Source organism: Methylobacterium sp. J-092 (genome assembly GCF_022829325.1).
Lineage (GTDB): Bacteria > Pseudomonadota > Alphaproteobacteria > Rhizobiales > Beijerinckiaceae > Methylobacterium.
This window is the reverse complement of the sequence record NZ_JAKSXU010000165.1, coordinates 16,757-34,442: the sequence shown is the minus strand read 5'-3', so window position 1 is coordinate 34,442 and position 17,686 is coordinate 16,757. Positions and strand designations below refer to the sequence as shown.

General features: G+C 70.1%; 12 protein-coding genes and 1 tRNA gene. 11 read left to right on the top strand and 2 right to left on the bottom strand.

Going from position 1 to position 17,686, the window contains the following annotated elements; all coding sequences use genetic code 11:
• Window positions 1-2: 2 nt before the first annotated feature.
• The 9 genes from MKK60_RS19525 (at window position 3) to MKK60_RS19485 (ending at window position 8,976) form a co-directional block, all read left to right on the top strand.
• Entirely contained in the window at window positions 3-335 is a 333-nt protein-coding gene (locus MKK60_RS19525; protein WP_243988256.1) for a hypothetical protein, read from the top strand.
• Window positions 336-588: 253 nt separating this feature from the next.
• Window positions 589-1,641, top strand: a complete 1,053-nt coding sequence (locus MKK60_RS19520; RefSeq protein ID WP_243988255.1) for a methyl-accepting chemotaxis protein — start codon at window positions 589-591, stop codon at window positions 1,639-1,641.
• Between the two features lie 78 nt (window positions 1,642-1,719).
• Entirely contained in the window at window positions 1,720-2,208 is a 489-nt protein-coding gene (locus MKK60_RS19515) for an RDD family protein (RefSeq protein WP_243988254.1), read from the top strand.
• A 158-nt stretch (window positions 2,209-2,366) separates the two neighbouring features.
• The gene (locus MKK60_RS19510) at window positions 2,367-3,122 is read left to right on the top strand and encodes an arginyltransferase (RefSeq protein ID WP_243988253.1); all 756 of its coding nucleotides are present in this window, start codon (window positions 2,367-2,369) and stop codon (window positions 3,120-3,122) included.
• 104 nt (window positions 3,123-3,226) lie between these two features.
• Window positions 3,227-4,534 (top strand): adenylosuccinate lyase, encoded by a 1,308-nt coding sequence (gene purB, locus MKK60_RS19505; protein WP_147843351.1) that lies wholly within the window; start codon window positions 3,227-3,229, stop codon window positions 4,532-4,534.
• 58 nt (window positions 4,535-4,592) lie between these two features.
• The gene (locus MKK60_RS19500; protein ID WP_243988252.1) at window positions 4,593-5,450 is read left to right on the top strand and encodes a D-amino-acid transaminase; all 858 of its coding nucleotides are present in this window, start codon (window positions 4,593-4,595) and stop codon (window positions 5,448-5,450) included.
• Window positions 5,451-5,739: 289 nt separating this feature from the next.
• Complete coding sequence (locus MKK60_RS19495) at window positions 5,740-6,081, top strand: hypothetical protein (RefSeq protein ID WP_243938096.1); 342 nt, start codon at window positions 5,740-5,742, stop codon at window positions 6,079-6,081.
• A 159-nt stretch (window positions 6,082-6,240) separates the two neighbouring features.
• On the top strand, window positions 6,241-7,533 hold the full coding sequence (locus MKK60_RS19490) for an adenylosuccinate synthase (RefSeq protein ID WP_147727418.1): 1,293 nt from the start codon (window positions 6,241-6,243) through the stop codon (window positions 7,531-7,533).
• 51 nt (window positions 7,534-7,584) lie between these two features.
• On the top strand, window positions 7,585-8,976 hold the full coding sequence (locus MKK60_RS19485; protein WP_243988251.1) for a histidine kinase: 1,392 nt from the start codon (window positions 7,585-7,587) through the stop codon (window positions 8,974-8,976).
• A gap of 89 nt (window positions 8,977-9,065) precedes the next feature.
• On the opposite strand, the gene rpoH is transcribed toward MKK60_RS19485, so the two are convergent.
• Both rpoH and MKK60_RS19475 read right to left on the bottom strand, forming a co-directional pair.
• Window positions 9,066-9,950, bottom strand: coding sequence for an RNA polymerase sigma factor RpoH (rpoH, locus tag MKK60_RS19480; protein WP_243988250.1), 885 nt, complete (start codon window positions 9,948-9,950; stop codon window positions 9,066-9,068).
• A gap of 243 nt (window positions 9,951-10,193) precedes the next feature.
• Window positions 10,194-11,171, bottom strand: a complete 978-nt coding sequence (locus tag MKK60_RS19475; protein WP_243988284.1) for an RluA family pseudouridine synthase — start codon at window positions 11,169-11,171, stop codon at window positions 10,194-10,196.
• Between the two features lie 128 nt (window positions 11,172-11,299).
• On the opposite strand from MKK60_RS19475, the gene MKK60_RS19470 reads away from it, so the two are divergent.
• Together MKK60_RS19470 and MKK60_RS19465 are read left to right on the top strand one after the other, a co-directional pair.
• A tRNA-Glu gene (locus tag MKK60_RS19470) sits at window positions 11,300-11,374 on the top strand.
• A 1,181-nt stretch (window positions 11,375-12,555) separates the two neighbouring features.
• Window positions 12,556-17,667 (top strand): SdrD B-like domain-containing protein, encoded by a 5,112-nt coding sequence (locus tag MKK60_RS19465; protein ID WP_243988249.1) that lies wholly within the window; start codon window positions 12,556-12,558, stop codon window positions 17,665-17,667.
• Window positions 17,668-17,686 lie beyond the last annotated feature (19 nt).

Here is a 17,686-nt window from a genome sequence, read left to right as displayed (position 1 = left end):
TCGTGCTCGGATTTCTCGGCGATCTCGGCGCCTGCGAGAGCGCGGTGCAGCGCCAGCGCCTGTCCATCTGCCGGAAGGCGGTGCCCGCGCTCGTGCCGGACGAGACGGCGGTGCGGATCCTGCGCGCCGGCACCGGCGCGGCCCCCGACAGCATCCGCGTCGACTACGTGCTCGGTCGCCATCCCCACTATGCGTTGTGCCGCTTCAACGCCGGGGCCGTGCTCGACGGCATCTCCACCGACCGCACGACGCTGTCGGAAGCCTCCCTCTACCTGCTCAAGCGCTACTATCTCGACACGCCGGACGCCGACGAGCCCAAGCAGAAGATACCTTGAGCGCTCTGCGCTCGAAGCGGGATACCGCCACGTTGTCTGTACGGTGACGTGTTTTGAGGCAGACGGACGGCGGCTTGCTTGCAAGAGAAGCAATTACAGCTCAAGCCAGCGAAAATTAACAGCAGCCCGTGCCTCGCGCTTTTAAGATTTGTGAAAATATTACAGTCCTAAGTCTATATCACTACGGCTTCATACAACCTTCTCCCCATAGGTACGCGTCGGCGTGCCCGCGGCGGCGCGCCCAGGAAATTCCATGGTCCCCCAGCGCATCTCCGAAGATGTCGGCCTCGCGGAACTGGTCGACCGCTCCACCGGCCAGCTGAAGACCTCGACCCGAGCCAGCATCGGCGCGATCAACACCATCACCCGCCGCATGCATCTGCTGGCGATGAACGCGATGATCGAGGCGGCGCATGCCGGCGCGCAGGGCGCGGGCTTCTCGGTGGTGGCGCAGGAGGTGCGCCAAGTCGCCGGCGAGATCGACGGCCTCGCCTCGGCGCTGGGCACGAAGCTCGGCGACGGCGTCGACACGCTGACCCGCGCCGTCGGCCAGCTCGCCGACCACGCCCGCGCCACGCGTTGCGTCGATCTCGCCCTCAACGCCGTCGAGGTGATCGACCGCAATCTCTACGAGCGCACCTGCGACGTGCGCTGGTGGGCGACGGATGCCGCGATCGTCGACGCCGCCTCCGATCCGACCGAGGCGGCCGCCGCCCATGCGAGCCGGCGCCTCGGCGTCATCCTGTCGTCCTACACGGTCTATCTCGACCTCTGGCTGTGCGACCTGCACGGGCGCGTGATCGCCGGCGGGCGCCCGGACCGCTTCGCCGTCCAGGGCCGCGACGTCCGCAACGAGGCGTGGTTCGCCAAGGCGCGCGCCCTGACCTCGGGCGACGACTTCGCGGTCGCCGACATCGCGCGCTGCGCCGGGCTCGGCGGTGCGCAGGTCGCGACCTACGTCGCCTCGATCCGCGCGGACGGCGAGGCGCACGGCAAGCCCCTGGGCTACCTCGCGATCCATTTCGATTGGGAGCCGCAGGCCCGCGCGATCGTCGAGGGTGTCCGCCTCGCGCCCGACGAGCGGGCATCGAGCCGCGTGATGCTGCTCGACGCGCGCCATCGCGTCATCGCCTGCTCGCGGGGCCGCGGCATCCTCACCGAGCGCTACCCGCTGCAGGTCGACGCCGCCGCCAGCGGGCATTACCGCGATCCCCAGGGGCGCCTGGTCGCGTACCACGCCACGCCCGGCTACGAGACCTATGCCGGCCTCGGTTGGCGCGGCGTCATCGAGCAGGCGGCCGGCTGAGCCGAGGGGGCCGGGCCTTGAGGGAGATCGGGGCGACTCCCATGTGACGGTCCAGCGATGTCACGCGAGATCACGGCCATGCTGAACCCCCGCTCCGATTACGCCCGCCCGTTCGAAGCGCCGAGCTACCTGCCCCCCGTGACGATGCCGACGGTCCGCGCCAGCCTCGGCGGCCGCACGGTCGCCTACCTGCTCGACATCCTGTTCATCCTCGGCTTCAGCGCCCTGCTCTGGGTCGCGATCGCCTTCCTCGGCGTGGTCACCTTCGGCCTCGGCTGGGCGCTGTTCGCGGTCCTGCCGGCGAGCGGCGTGATCTACAGCGCGATCACCGTCGGCGGCTCGCGCCAGAGCACGCTCGGGATGCGGATGATGGGCCTGCGCGTCGTCGCGCCGGAGACCGGGCGGCCGGTCGACCTGATCACCGCCGCGGTCCACGCGCTGCTGTTCTACGTCGCGATCTCGACCTTCCTGCTGTGGTTCGTCGATCTCGCGTTCGGCCTGGTCCGCAGCGATCGCCGCCTCGGCCACGACGTGCTCCTCGGCCTCGCCGTCGTGCGCGCCGGCTGACGTCGCGACCGCGCCGGCAAACGGTTTCGGCCGCGCACACCGGCGCGGCGAAATTGTCGCCTCGCCTTGGCCGGCAACCCATTGAGCGCGGCCACGGCCGCGTTACACTGCAGCGGCGGCCCGGCGCAGGAACCCGTGGCGAGAGGGCAGCGCGAAGCGTGACGAGCCACCCGCGCGACACACCGCAATTCTACCTGACGGCGCCGTCGAACTGCCCCTACCTGCCGGGGCAGGAGGAGCGGAAGGTGTTCACGCACCTCGTCGGCCGTCGCGCCCGCGATCTCAACGAGATCCTGACGCAGGGCGGCTTCCGCCGCTCGCAGACCATCGCCTACCGCCCGGCCTGCGAGACCTGCCGCGCCTGCATCTCGGTGCGCGTGGTGGTGTCCGACTTCGTCGCCAGCGGCAGCCAACGCCGGATCCTGTCGCGCAGCGCCGACCTCGTCGGCACGCCCGAGCCGAACCGCCCGGCCTCCGAGCAGTACGCCCTGTTCCGCCGCTACCTCGACGCCCGCCACGGCGACGGCGGCATGGTCGACATGACGGTGCTCGACTACGCGATGATGATCGAGGACAGCCACGTCGACACGCACCTCGTCACCTATCGCCGGCGCGGGCCCGACACCGCGATCCACGGCCGCGGCGTCGGCGGCTTGGTGGCGCTCTGCCTCACCGACGTGCTCTCCGACGGCCTGTCAATGGTGTACTCGTTCTACGACCCGGCGGAGGCCCACCGGTCGCTTGGGACCTACATGATCCTCGATCATATCCGGCGCGCCCACGAGATGGGCCTGCCGTACCTCTACCTCGGCTACTGGGTCGAGGGCTCGCGCAAGATGGACTACAAGGCTCGCTTCCTGCCGCAGGAGCGGTTGCAGCCGCAGGGTTGGGTGCGGGTCGAGCCGAAGGCGTAACGCCAGCGCGGTCAGCAGGGCCGGCCGGCCCTGCAGTGCGTTCACCTCCCGGCTCAGCCGTGCTAGGCGCGCGGCACGATACGCCCGCGAGATCCGAGACGCCGATGATCCCCCGCTACAGCCGCCCCGCGATGACGGCGATCTGGTCGCCCGAATCCCGCTTCCGGATCTGGTTCGAGATCGAGGCGCACGCCACCACGGCGCTCAGCGAGATCGGCGTCGTGCCGAAGGAGGCCGCGGACAAGGTCTGGGAGAAGGGCCGCGACGCGGTGTTCGACGTGGCCCGCATCGACGCGATCGAGGCGGTGACCAAGCACGACGTCATCGCCTTCCTCACGCATCTGTCGGAGATCGTCGGGCCGGAGGCGCGCTTCGTCCACCAGGGCATGACCTCGTCGGACGTGCTCGACACCTGCCTCAACGTCCAGCTCGTCCGCGCCGCCGACATCCTGATCGCCGACGTCGATGCGCTGCTCGCCGCCCTGAAGCGCCGCGCGCTCGAGCACAAGCTCACCCCGACCATCGGCCGCTCGCACGGCATCCACGCCGAGCCCGTCACCTTCGGCCTCAAGCTCGCCCAGGCCTACGCCGAGTTCGCGCGCAACCGCGCCCGGCTGGTGTTGGCGCGGGAGGAGATCGCCACCTGCGCGATCTCGGGCGCGGTCGGCACCTTCGCCAACATCGACCCGCGGGTCGAGGCCTACGTCGCCGAGAAGATGGGGCTGACGGTCGAGCCGGTCTCGACCCAGGTCATCCCGCGCGACCGGCACGCGATGTTCTTCGCGACGCTCGGCGTCGTCGCCTCGTCGCTCGAGCGGCTCGCGATCGAGGTGCGTCACCTGCAGCGCACCGAGGTGCTGGAGGCCGAGGAGTTCTTCTCGGAAGGCCAGAAGGGCTCGTCGGCGATGCCGCACAAGCGCAATCCGGTGCTGACCGAGAACGTCACCGGGCTCACCCGCATGGTGCGCGCCTACGCGCTGCCGGCGATGGAGAACGTGGCGCTCTGGCACGAGCGCGACATCTCGCACTCCTCCGTCGAGCGGATGATCGGGCCGGATGCCACCGTCACCCTCGACTTCGCGCTCGCCCGCATGACGGGGGTGATCGACAAGCTGCTGATCTACCCGGCCCAGATGCAGAAGAATCTCGACCGGCTCGGCGGCCTCGTCCACTCGCAGCGCGTGCTGCTGGCCCTGACGCAGGCGGGCGTCAGCCGCGAGGACGCGTATCGCCTCGTCCAGCGCAACGCGATGCCGGTCTGGCGCGGGGAGGGCGACTTCCTCGCCCTGCTGAAGGGCGATGCCGAGGTCACGGCGGCCCTGTCGCCCGAGCAGATCGAGGAATGCTTCGATCTCGGCTACCACTTCAAGCACGTGGACACGATCTTCTCGCGGGTCTTCGGGGACGGCTGAACCCCGCACGAATCCTGCTTGGAACGATTTCGACCGGTCATCGCAAAGGGCATCCGCCGTGGCGTCACCCCGCATCGTCTACCTCAACGGCGAATTCCTGCCCTTCGACGAGGCCCGCGTGCCGGTGATGGATCGCGGGTTCCTGTTCGCGGACGGGATCTACGAGGTCTCGGCGATCATCGACGGGCGCCTCGTCGACAACGCGGCGCATCTTGCCCGCCTCGACCGGTCGCTCGGCGAGATCGGCATCCGCAACCCGCACGACGCGGTCGCCTGGGAGCGCCTGCAGACCGAGCTCGTCGCCCGGAACGGGGTCGTCGAGGGGCTGGTCTACATGCAGGTCACGCGCGGCGTGCACGAGCGCGACTTCGCCTTCCCGCCCGCCGGCACGCCGCCGACCGTGATGATGTTCACGCAAGCCAAGACCGTGCTCGCCAACACGCTGGCCGAGATGGGCGCCAAGGTGGTCACGGTCGAGGACCTGCGCTGGAAGCGGCGCGACATCAAGTCGGTCGCCCTGCTCGCCCAGGTGCTGGCCAAGCAGGCGGCCGCGGAGGCCGGCGTCGCCGAAGCCTGGATGGTCGAGGACGGCGCGGTCACGGAGGGCTCGTCCTCCACCGCCTTCATCGCGACCAGGGACGGCCGCCTCGTCACCCGCCCGCTCTCGACCGCGCTCCTGCCCGGCATCACCCGCGCCGCGGTGATGCGGCTCGCCGCCGAGACCGGCCTGACGGTGGAGGAACGCCTGTTCTCCGTCGAGGAGGCCTACGCGGCGGCGGAGGCGTTCTACACCAGCGCCTCGGCCTTCGTGATGCCGGTCGTCGCCATCGACGACCGCACGATCGGCGAGGGCGTCCCCGGCCCCATCGCCCGCCGCCTGCGCGAGCTCTACATTGCGATGGCGCGGGGGAGCTGAGGCGACCCTTTCGCGACCCAGTCGGAGACATTCCTCGCCGCGCCTTCGCTCCCCCCTGGAGCGGGGGAGGGTGGGCCTCGCGTCAGCGAGGGTCGGGAGAGGGAAGCGACAGGTCCGGACAGCGCGCCCCCCTCTCCCGACCCGCTTCGCGGGCCACTCTCTCCCGCAGAGGGGGGAGCGAAGCGGCGCTCGATTCGAACGAGGCATCCGCGTCCCAAAAGATCGCGATAGGAACGGTTCCCCGGCCTCGGTGTTTGCTTCCCGATCGCGAACGAGAGGGAGGTCTTCGTTGTCAAAGGTCCTGACGGGGCTCGCCGCCTCGGTCTTTGCGCTGGTCGCCACGGCCGCGCTCGCCCAAAATCCCGATGCGCCGCTGAAGGGTCGCGACAGCGATCCGGTGCTGCCGCCCCAGAACCAGACGCCGCCCGATCGCGTGCGCCCGAATGCCGACGCGCCGCCGGCCGATTCCACGCTCAGCGACAAGCTGCGGCAGAGCGACGGCGTCATCAAGCCGCCGGGCAACGCGGCCCCCGGCATGGTGGTCGAGCCGCCGAACCCGAACGCCGGCTCGATGCCGGTGATCAAGCCGGGCGAGCTGCCGGGGCAGAAGCCCGGAACCGAAGCCAAATAGGCTCCGCGCCGAAGCTCGTCCCCTGCCGGTTCGACACGGCGGGGGCGGTTTGCTTGATTTCCCGGACCGGATCGCGGAAACACCCTCACGGCAACGGGTTTTCTCTCGCGCGGCGCAACGCCGGGCGCCCGCGAACGGGCCACGGGTCTGAAGGCACGCATGGCGAACGTCGTCGTCGTAGGCGCCCAATGGGGCGATGAGGGCAAGGGCAAGATCGTCGACTGGCTCTCCGAGCAGGCCGACATCGTGGTCCGCTTCCAGGGCGGCCATAATGCCGGGCATACGCTCGTCATCGACGGCGTGACCTACAAGCTGGCGCTGCTGCCCTCGGGCGTGGTGCGCGGCGGCAAGCTCTCGGTGATCGGCAACGGCGTCGTCGTCGACCCGTGGCACCTCGTCGACGAGATCGCCCGCATCCAGGCGCAGGGCGTCGAGGTCTCGCCGCGATCCCTCCGCATCGCCGACAACGCGACGCTGATCCTGCCGCTGCACCGCGAGCTCGACCATTTCCGCGAGACCGCCAACGCCGGGCTGAAGATCGGCACGACGAAGCGCGGCATCGGCCCGGCCTACGAGGACAAGGTCGGCCGCCGCGCGATCCGCGTGGTCGATCTCGCCGATGCCGACACCCTGCCGGCCAAGATCGAGCGGGTGCTGACCCATCACAACGCCCTGCGCCGCGGCCTCGGCATCGCCGAGGTGGACGCGGGCGCCCTGCTGTCCGAATTGAAGGCAATCGCGCCGACGATCCTGCCCTATGCCTGCCCGGTCTGGGCGCTGCTCGACGAGGAACGCCGCGCCGGCAAGCGCATCCTGTTCGAGGGCGCGCAGGGCGCGCTGCTAGACGTCGACCACGGCACCTATCCCTTCGTCACCTCGTCGAACATCGTCGCGGCGCAGGCGGCGACCGGCTCGGGCCTCGGCCCGGGCGCGATCGGCTATGTGCTCGGCATCGCCAAGGCCTACACCACCCGCGTCGGCGAAGGCCCGTTCCCGACCGAGCTGTTCGACGAGATCGGCGAGACCATCGGCCGGAAGGGCCGCGAGTTCGGCGTCAACACCGGGCGCAAGCGGCGCTGCGGCTGGTTCGATGCGGTGCTGGTGCGCCAGACCGTGCGCACCTCGGGCATCGACGGCATCGCCCTGACCAAGCTCGACATCCTCGACGGGTTCGAGACGATCGAGGTCTGCACCGGCTACCGCCTCGACGGCGCGGTCATCGACCACCTGCCGGCGAGCCAGGCGGCGCAGGCCCGGGTCGAGCCGATCTACGAGACGATCCCCGGATGGTCGGAGACGACCGCCGGCGCCCGCTCCTGGGCCGAGCTGCCGGCGCAGGCGATCAAGTACGTCCGGCGCATCGAGGAGCTGATCGGCTGCCCGGTGGCGCTCCTCTCGACGTCGCCGGAGCGCGACGACACCATCCTGATGCACAATCCCTTCGAGGATTGATCGTCCGGTCCGCGCGACGCGCGGACCGCGAACCCGCGGATCCCTGAGGACATGGCCGATTACTACCCGTTGCTGGCGCGGGCGCTCGACGCCCTGCCCGACCGGACGCCGGCCATGCGCAAGGCGGTCTACGAGCGCGCGCGCAACGCCCTGATCGGCCAGCTCCGCTCCCTCGACCCGCCGCTGCCCGAGGCGGACATCGATCTCGAGCGGCAGGCGCTCGACAACGCCATCGCGCGGCTGGAGGTCGATTACGGCGCACCCGCGCCCGCACCGGAGGTCGCCCCGCCGCCCGCGCCGGCGATCGTGCCGCCGCAACCGCCGATCCCCGAGCCGACCCCGGCGCCGCTGCCGCCCCCCGTGCTCGAGCCCGAGCCGCAGCCCGAAGCCACGCCGTTCCTCCCGCCGGCTCCGCCCCCGTCCTTCCTGCCGAAGCCGCCGGAGGAGCCGCGCGAGGCCGCCGTGCCGATTACCGCGCGCAAGCCCAAGGGCGCGGATCCGATCACCGAGCCGGAGCCTGCCGCGGTCCAGCCGGCCGAGGCCGTCGACGATCCGATCGCCGCCAACGATGCTGCGAACGGGCGGCAGCGCCCGCGCATCGACGTGGTGGCGCCGCGCGGCGGGCGCTCGCGGATGCTGCGCAACGCCTTCGTCGGCATCGTCCTGACGGTGGTGATCGGGCTGATCGCGGTCGCGGCGTTCCTGCTGCGCGACAAGCCGGCCAACCTGCCCTCCGGCGGTGCCGAGACGGCGGAAACCCAGCCGGAGGGCGCCGAGACGAAGTTCTCGGACCGGATCGGCGGCGACCCCGCCCCGAAGGCATCGCCGCCGGCCGTCGCGACGGACCAGGCCGGGTCGCGCAATCCCGCGAGCCCGCCGAGCCAACCCGGGATCGCGGTTGCGCAGCGCGCCGTCCTGATCGAGGAGAACACCGCGGGCCAGAACGCGGCGCCGACCTCGACGACCGGCCGCGTGGTCTGGCGCCTCGATTCCGTTCCCGGCGAGCAGGGCCAGCCCCTGGAGACGGCGATCGTCGCCACGGTGACGGTGCCGGAGGCCGGCCTGACGCTGGTGATGACGATCCAGCGCAACCTCGACCAGACCCTGCCGGCCTCGCACACCATCAATCTCGTCTTCACCGGCACCGGCGCGGACGGCGAGAAGCGCTCGGTGCAGGATATCGGCCTGCTTCAGGCCAAGGACGACGAGGCCGCCCGCGGTTCGCCGGTCTCGGGCCTACCGGTCCGCGTGCGGGAGAACCTGTTCCTGATCGGGCTGTCGTCGCTGCGCGGCGACGTCGACCGCAACACCGACCTGCTGCTGCTTAAGCCCTGGTTCGACATCGCGATCCGCTACGCCAGCGGGCAGCGCGCCGTGCTCAATTTCGAGAAGGGCAGCGCCGGCACGCAGGTGGTGCAGGAGGCGTTCGACCAGTGGAAGTGAGCTGACCGCTCCGACGGAAGGCCGTGCCGCCCTCCCCGTATGGGGGGAGGGGACATGCCCGGATGTCGCCGCCGACGCTGGTCTCGGCGTCACGCACCCATGCGCGCCAATTCCCGCGTCGCGAGGTTGCGCTTGACCGCTTCCTGAACCTTCTCGAACGCCCGCACCTCGATCTGGCGGACCCGCTCACGCGAGACGCCGAACTCGCCCGAGAGGTCCTCCAGGGTGATCGGATCGTCGGCGAGGCGCCGCGCCTCGAAGATGCGACGCTCGCGGGCGTTGAGCACCGAAAGCGCGTCGCGCAGCGCCGAAAGCCGGTTCTGGCCTTCCTGCTCGCCTGCCAGCACCGTCTCCTGGCTCGGCGCGTTGTCGACGAGCCAATCCTGCCACTCGCCCTCGCCCTCCTCGCGCAGGGGCGCGTTGAGGGAGGTGTCGCCGGACAGGCGGCGGTTCATGTCGATCACGTCCTGCTCCGGCACGCCGAGCCGGGTCGCGATCTGCGCCACCTGATCCGGCTTGAGGTCGCCCTCCTCGAGCGCCGAGATCTTGCCCTTGGCCTTGCGCAGGTTGAAGAACAGCTTCTTCTGGTTGGCGGTGGTGCCCATCTTCACGAGCGACCACGAGCGCAAGATGTATTCCTGAATCGCCGCCTTGATCCACCACATCGCGTAGGTCGCGAGGCGGAAGCCCTTGTCGGGATCGAAGCGCTTGACCGCCTGCATCAGGCCGACATTGCCCTCGGACACGACCTCGCCGATCGGCAGGCCGTAGCCGCGATAGCCCATGGCGATCTTGGCGACGAGGCGCAGGTGCGAGGTGACGAGGCGGTGCGCCGCCTCGCGGTCACCGCCGTCGCGCCAGTTCTTGGCCAGCGTGAACTCTTCCGTCGGCTCCAGCATCGGGAACTTGCGGATCTCGTCGAGGTAGCGCGACAGGCCACCTTCGTTGGCGAGCACGGGCAATGCGCCGGCCATGGCATTCTCCTTGACGATGGTCCCCCTGGCGGGCGGACACTCTGGTGCGGAGCACCGCTTCTCAAGCCGGCTCTCCGAATCCCCATGGTAGAGGGGAAAACTCCGAGCCGGTAGCGGGTCCGCGACGCGAACATAGACCTCAACGCATCACGCCTCCGGAAGGTCGAACCTGTCACGATCGGTCGCGGGCCTCGGTGCGGTTTCACACGCTGGTCCTTGACCGTCGCCCGGCGGCCACGCGGCTCAGCGCTCCGCCAGCGCCGCAACCAGCCGCGTCATCTCCGGCGGGAGCGGGCTCTCGAAGCGGAGGTGCTCGCCGGTGCGCGGATGGGCGAAGCCGAGCAGCGCCGCGTGCAGCGCCTGCCGCCCGAGGGCCTTCAGCGCGGCCTGCGCGGTCTCCGACAGCCGCGCCGCCTTGGTGATGAAGGCGCCGCCGTAGACCGCGTCCCCCAGGAGCGGATGCCCGCGATGGGTCATGTGCACGCGGATCTGGTGCGTGCGCCCGGTCTCGAGCCGGCAGCGGACCAGGGCGGCCTCGGGGTAGGCCGCCTCGACCGCGTAGTGCGTCACCGCGTGCCGGCCCTCCTCGGGGCGCACCACCGCGATCTTCTCGCGGTTCTTGCGGCTGCGGTCGAGGTTGGCGTCGATGGTGCCGACCCGCGGCTCGGGCAGGCCCCAGACCAGGGCGAGATAAGCCCGCTCCAGCGGCCCGTTGCGGCCGTGGTCGGCGAACTGCGCGGTGAGGCCCTTGTGGGCGGCGTCGTTCTTGGCGACGACGATCAGCCCGCTCGTGTCCTTGTCGAGCCGGTGGACGATGCCGGGCCGGCGCACGCCGCCGATCCCCGACAGGCTCGCCCCGCAATGGCCGATCAGCGCGTTGACGAGGGTGCCGGCCGCGTGCCCGGGCGCCGGATGGACCACCAATCCCGCCGGCTTGTCGATCACGATGAGGTCGGCGTCCTCGTAGGCGATGACGAAATCGACCGCCTCCGCCTGCGGCTCGGCCGACACCGCCTCGGGCAGCACCACCGCGAGCACCGTGCCCGGCCCGACCTTCACCGCCGAATCCAGGATCGTCACCCCGTCGCGGCGGACGTGGCCCGCCTTGACCAGATCCTGCAACCGCGCACGCGACACGTCGGGAAAGGCGATCGCCAACGCCCTGTCGAGGCGCACCCGCTCCGCCTCCGGCCCGATCACCGCCTGCCGCTCGCCTTCGATCTCGAAACCCTGCAACACGCCACTCCTCACGACCCGGCGAAAAAGGCTCCGCCCGGGTCTTGCTCCATCGCCGTACCGTCGCTATACGAACGCCTCGCCGGCCGATAGCTTCATCAGCCGCAGCGACCGCGCCCATCGTCTAGCGGTTAGGACAGGTCCCTCTCACGGATCAGACCGGGGTTCGATTCCCCGTGGGCGCGCCAACTTACTTCTAATAAACGAAAATTTGTCGTTCGGCAGCGAGAACGACCTCGCCGGATCGCCCGGCTTCGTCGCCGAAGAGGGCGTGCATCCGTCTCGCTCGTCCTGCGCTGGCTTTCGTGCCACCGCTCATCTCGCTCCTCATTCGCGCCGCTTCTTCGCGCTGCGGTGGTGAAGCCTAAGAGAGCGCCTCAACGCCGGCTCTCCGGTCAACTGCGCGAAGGTCTCGAGGTCGCCGCGAGGCGTTCCGTCGGGCACCGCACGTCGGTCGGTCCGTCGGCCCTTCGCAGCCGACGATGAATCAGAGATCCGCGCGGGGCGCACAGCATCACCGTCGGTGGGTATTCCTATCCGTGATGCAATCTGAGGGTATCAAGGACTCTGATCCCCGACGACTCGTTCCGCGTCCACTGGCCGGCAGCTTCGTGGGTCCGTTCGAGCGGCACTGGCTCGGCGGCGGCGACGGGCCAAGGAAGGTTCGGGAAGCGGTCACCATCGACACGTTGTCCAGCGCTACATCGTTGTCATAAAATGATCTTTTTGACGGCGAGAGCGCTGTCGGCAGCGTGTGATCGTCCGGGCCGCGGCAGCTCAGCGTCGGTGCATTCAACGTCCACACACCGCCAACGCCGACCTCGGCCGCGTTACAAATGCGGGGGCGTGTTGATATATTTCCTAGGTCGATCATTGCCCGGGCCGCATATGGCTAATAGTTCTTAACACGCATGAAAAAAAGCAGCTCCAAAAGCTGCCCTCGATGCAGCGTGACCATGTCCCCCTGCGTCGGGTTCGTCTGGGAGGCGGGCCGATCGATGTCGAGACCAATGAAAGACATCCTGTGCAACCAGGAGATGTTGCCCCTGGCCGAGACTGTCGACCGGGCGACGCGTCGCGTTGCCGGTGGTGCACGCCTCTCGTGGAACGCGCCGCCGCATCCGGCCCGCTGCGATCGGCCATCCGTGCGATCGAGGATCATCCTCCTCTCACGCCACCTAGCCTGATCTCATTCGCGAAAAAATCGTCCGCGCCGATGCATCGCGCGTCGTTCGAAGGCTGAAGCGGTCAGCGCGGCGCGCGTTGCTGGCGCGCCTCGCTGCAAGCGTCGCCGCGTTCGCGGCGGATGCCCGTACGGCACCTGCCTCGAGACAATCAACAACGACGATCAGACTGGGGAGAGAGCATCATGGCCGTCTATGGCAGCCTCAAGGGGCACACGTTCTTCGACACGAACGGCAACGGCACGCAGGAATACGGTGAGGGCAACCTGTTCGGCGGGTTCCCGGTCGGCCTGTACGGCGCGAACGGCAGGACCCTGATCGCGACGACCTTGACCGACGCCGACGGCAACTACGATTTCGGCCAGCGCCCCGACGGCACCTACGCGATCCGCTTCGGCAGCGGCGGCGGCTTCCGCGGCGACCAGGCCACGATGACCGCGGACGGCGCCAGCTGGATCACCAACGTCACCGTCGGCCGCGGCGCCACCACCACGGTCGACCAGGGCTTCTACGTCGGCGCCGGCGGCACGATCGGCGGCACGGTCGGGACCGACCTCGATGGCGACGGGCAGGTGACGGCAGGCGAGGGCCAGGGCGCCGTCATCGTCCGCGCCTTCGACGGCGTCGGGAACCTCGTCGGAAGCACGAGCACCGACGCCGACGGCCATTACGGCTTCTCGGGGCTCGCCGGCGCCTACACCGTGCAGGTGGTCAACCCGCTGAGTCAGACCGTTGTCGGAAGCGCCTACAAGGCGGTCGCGACCTCGGTCGCCTCGGGGTCCGACGGCAACAGCTTCGTCCTGGCGGCCGCGTCGACGCTCGCGCCGTCCGCCGGCAGCGGCAGCGTCGGCGGCCACACCTTCTTCGACACGGATGCCGACGGCAGCCAGCGAGCCGGCGAGTACAGCCTCGGCGCCGGCTTCCCGATCGACCTCTATGATGCGGCCGGAACGGTCCTCTACGGCAGCACCGCCACCGACGCGAACGGCAACTTCGTCTTCGCGAACCTCGCCGACGGAACCTACGCGCTGCGGTACCACACCAGTGGCGGCTTTCACGGAGACCAGGGCATCACCACCGCCGACGGGTTCAACTGGCAGGCGGTTGCCGTCGATCACGGCGCGCCGTCCCTCGTGAGCCAGGGATTCAACTTGGCCCCCGCAGGCAGCATCAACGGCATCGTCTACGCGGATTCCAACGGCAACGGACGGATCGACACCAGCGACTGCGGCCAGACCGGCGCCGTCGTCACGCTGTACGACGCGAGCGGGCACGCGATCCAGACCACGACGACAGGCCCGAACGGTGCCTGGACCTTTCTCGGCCTGGGCGGCGGGCAATACACGGTCGCGTTCGATCCCGGTCTCGGGAACGCCGTCGTCGACGCGCCCGCGAGCGTCTCGCGGACGGTCGTGAACGGCACCGCCGTCAATTACGAGCACACCCTCGTCACCGGAGCTGCGAAGGTCGCGGCCGGCCTATCGGGCACCGTGTTCGCTGACGCCAACGGCAACGGGCGCTTCGATGCCGGCGAGGCCGGCGTCGCCGGCGCGCACGTCGCGGTGATGGACGGCGGCGGCTACGTCGTCGCGACCCTGACCGCCGATCCGAACGGCCACTACACCCTGCCAAACCCCTATACCGGGCAGAACTACCGCGTCGTCGTCAGCCCGCCCGCCGGCTTCGCCAGCGAGGACGCCCACGGCGTCTCGGGCCTGGCGCTCGTCCCGGGCCAGGCCCTGGACCATGTCGACCTCGCCGTCGTCGCGGCCACCGCGCCGGCCACCGTGGTTCCGCCCACGGTCAGCAAGGTCATCAACGTCGTCGTGCGCGGCCAATCCAACACCTACTACCCCACGGTCGAGGGGCAGATCGAGGTGATGCGCCAGGAGATCCAGAAGCTGCTCGGCTTCGACGGCATCAACCAGCGCGTGAACGTCGTCGCGACGAGCAACGATCCGAACAAAGCCGACACCGAGATCGGCGGAACCTCGCTGACGGCCGACTGGCTCCATCCCAACGGAACCGACTGGTCCTCGACCTATCTAGAGCGCGGCTATCTCAGCGCGATCAACCAGCTGCCGGCCACCGACCGCGGCGCGCCGACCGCGATCGTGATGCTCCACAACGAGTGGGACAGCAACTTCACCACCGGGCTTACGGCCGACCGCTGGATGAGCGCCATGCGCTACGAGGCCGGCCTCGCCCGCGCCGTCCTCGGGCTGAGCGCCAACGACGCGCCCTACCTGTTCGTCTCGCCGATCCCCTTCGCCGCCGGCGCGCCGCAGCAGCCCCTGCAGAATCAGGCGATCGCGGTCGGGCAGGCCGAGCTCAGCGCCGACGCGGCGTTCAACGCGAAGGTGGTCACGCTGCAGAGCAGCGACGTGACCATGGATCACGACGGCGCCAACGGCGGGTTCCACCTCAATACGCAGGACCAGCAGGCGCTCTACGGCCGCGCCGCCCTCGGCCTGGCCCAGCAGTTCGCGGCATCGGCGATGCCGGGCTCGCCGATCAGCCTGGCCAACGGCAACATCGACAATCTCGGGCCGCAGGTCACCCAGGTCTCGGCGGTGGCCGGGCACGCCAACCAGCTCCTCGTCACCCTGGCCTTCGATCAGGCCGCGAGCCTGCAGGGGCTCGACGGCGTGGCCGCCTCGGGCACCGGTTGGTCCGTTCGCGCGGGCTACGACGACGCGACCGCGGAGGCCAACGGCACCGCCGCCCAGATCGTCGACGCCAACCACCTGCTGCTGACCTTCGACACCGCGGTGCCGGCCGGCGAGCGGCTGTTCTACAGCTGGGGCAGCTTGCGCCTGCAGCAGAACAACGGCCCGGGCAACGGCAACGCGATCTACGACAACAACGGGCTGCCGCTCTCCGTCGCTCCGCACGGCCTGCCGATCGGCTACGTCGCCGCCGGGGGCCCGGCGATCACCGGCACGGTCGCCAACCAGACCACCGCGCAGGCCGCGATGAGCCCGTTCGCGACGACGACCCTCGCCGACCCGAATCTCGGCGCGACCGACACCCTGCGGATCACCGTCACGGGGGCCGGCGGCACGATGTCCGGCGCCGGGCTCGTCGCCACCAACGACGGCGCCTACATCCTGTCCGGCTCGGCCGCGACCATCACCGCGGCCCTGCACGCGCTCAAGTTCGCGCCCACGATCGGCCAGCCCGGCACGACGACCTTCACCCTGCAGGCGATCTCGAACGCCTACCCGACCGCCGCCACCGACAGCACAACCTCGGTGGTGATCAAGGCCCCCGGGATCACCACGGCGCTGGCACAGGACACCGGCACGTCGGCGATCGACGGCATCACGGCGAACGCCACGGTCAGCGGCGTCACCAATGCGGGCGCGACGGTGACGCTGGTCGACGAAGCCGGCCGCACGGTCGGCCGCGCGACCGCCGATGCGACCGGGCAATACACCATCGCCCCGGCCGGGCTCGTCGACGGCGTCCACACGTTGACGGCGACGGAAACCTATCTCGGCGTCGCCGCGGGCTCCGCACGTGTCGGCCTCGTCCTGGACCGTGCCGCGCCGGGCACGCCCGGGCTCGCGCTCGCCCACGACACCGGCGCATCGGCGAGCGACCGGATCACCTCGGACGCATCGCTCACCGTGAAGGCGGCGGAGACCGGCGGCAAGCTGGGCTACGTCGTCGACGGCAGCGCGGTCGGGGCCTACGACCCGAGCACGCTGAAGGACGGCGCCCATACGGTCTCGGTGACCCAGTCGGACGCCGCCGGAAACGTCTCCGCCGCCCGCACGGTCAGCTTCACCCTCGACCACACCGCGCCGGTTGCGCCGACGATCGCGCTCGCCCACGATACCGGCTTCTCCTCGACCGATCGGATCACCGCCGACGCGACCCTCAAGGTCACGCCGGCCGAGGCCGGCGGCAAGCTGAGCTACGTCGTCGACGGCAGCGCGGTCGCCGCCTACAACCCGAGCACGCTCAAGGACGGCGCCCACACCGTCTCCGTCGTGCAGACCGATGCCGCCGGCAACGCTTCCGTCGCCGGGTCCCTCGGCTTCGTGCTGGATCACGTCGCTCCGACCCTGAAGGTCGACACCGCCTCCGGCACCGGCTTCGCGGCGGCGCTCGCCGGCAACGTGCTGGCCAACGACACTGGTGCCGCCGGGCTCCACCTGGTGGCGGTGCAGTTCGGCAACGGGCCGTCCCACGTCGTCCCCGCCTCGGGCACGGTCCAGGCCTTCGACCCGAGCGGCACGCTCACCGTCTCGGCCGACGGCAGCTACAGCTACCAGCCGACGAAGGTCGGCCACGCGGTGTACACCGAGACGGTGGCGGATGCGGCCGGCAACACCAGCCAGACCACGCTGACGCTGAACGTCGCCAAGGCGGCGATCCCGTCGTCGCTGAGCTTCGGCTTCGCGCTGACCGAGGCGCATTTCGACTTCCGCGACGGTCACGCCCTGATGACGGCGCCGAACGGCACCGTCACCGACCTGACCGGCGTCGCCACCATCGCCTTCACCGACGGGACCGTGCGGGAGAAGGACGGGTCGCCCCTGGTCGACGACCTGTACTACGACGCGCACAACCTCGACGTCTGGCGCGCCCACATCGATCCGGACACGCATTACGCGCAGTACGGATGGCACGAGGGCCGCGACCCGAACGCCTCCTTCTCGACCAACGCCTACCTCGCGGCCAATCCGAAGCTCGGTCCCGCTGGCGTGAACCCGCTGACGCACTACGACGTGCGCGGATGGCTGGACGGTCGCAGCCCCGGCGCGGACTTCTCGGCCGAGGCCTACCTAGCCGCGAACCCGGACGTGGCCGCCGCGAAGATCGATCCGCTCAAGCACTACCTCGCGACCGGCCAGTCGGAGGGCCGCGCCGCGTTCCCCGGGCTGACCATCGCCAACGGCACGGGCGACCATCTCTACGGCGACTTCGACGCGACCTACTATCTCGCCCACAACCTCGACGTGGCGGCCGCCGCACGGTCGCAGAGCGGGTCGGCGGATTCGTTCGCCTTCACGCACTACCTCACCACCGGCGCGCATGAGGGCCGCGACCCGAACGCCTACTTCTCGACCGACGGCTACCTCGCCGCCAACCCCGACGTCGCCGCCTCCGGGACCAATCCGCTGCTGCACTACGAGCAGACCGGCTGGTTCGCGGGACGCGACCCGAGCACGGCCTTCCACACCGACGCCTACCTCGCCGCGAACTCGGACGTGGCGGCTCTCGGCATGGATCCGCTCCACCACTACCTGCAGTTCGGCATGGCGGAAGGGCGCCATCTCGCCTGAAGCGCGCCGCGCCGGTGCG

What these genes read in the sequence shown, in the direction of transcription:
- MKK60_RS19520 (WP_243988255.1), top strand. Translation starts at nt 589, where the DNA reads ATGGTCCCCCAGCGCATCTCCGAAGATGTCGGCCTCGCGGAACTGGTC.
- MKK60_RS19515 (WP_243988254.1), top strand. Translation starts at nt 1,720, where the DNA reads ATGCTGAACCCCCGCTCCGATTACGCCCGCCCGTTCGAAGCGCCGAGC.
- purB (WP_147843351.1), top strand. Translation starts at nt 3,227, where the DNA reads ATGATCCCCCGCTACAGCCGCCCCGCGATGACGGCGATCTGGTCGCCC.
- MKK60_RS19490 (WP_147727418.1), top strand. Translation starts at nt 6,241, where the DNA reads ATGGCGAACGTCGTCGTCGTAGGCGCCCAATGGGGCGATGAGGGCAAG.
- MKK60_RS19485 (WP_243988251.1), top strand. Translation starts at nt 7,585, where the DNA reads ATGGCCGATTACTACCCGTTGCTGGCGCGGGCGCTCGACGCCCTGCCC.
- rpoH (WP_243988250.1), bottom strand. Translation starts at nt 9,950, where the DNA reads ATGGCCGGCGCATTGCCCGTGCTCGCCAACGAAGGTGGCCTGTCGCGC.
- MKK60_RS19465 (WP_243988249.1), top strand. Translation starts at nt 12,556, where the DNA reads ATGGCCGTCTATGGCAGCCTCAAGGGGCACACGTTCTTCGACACGAAC.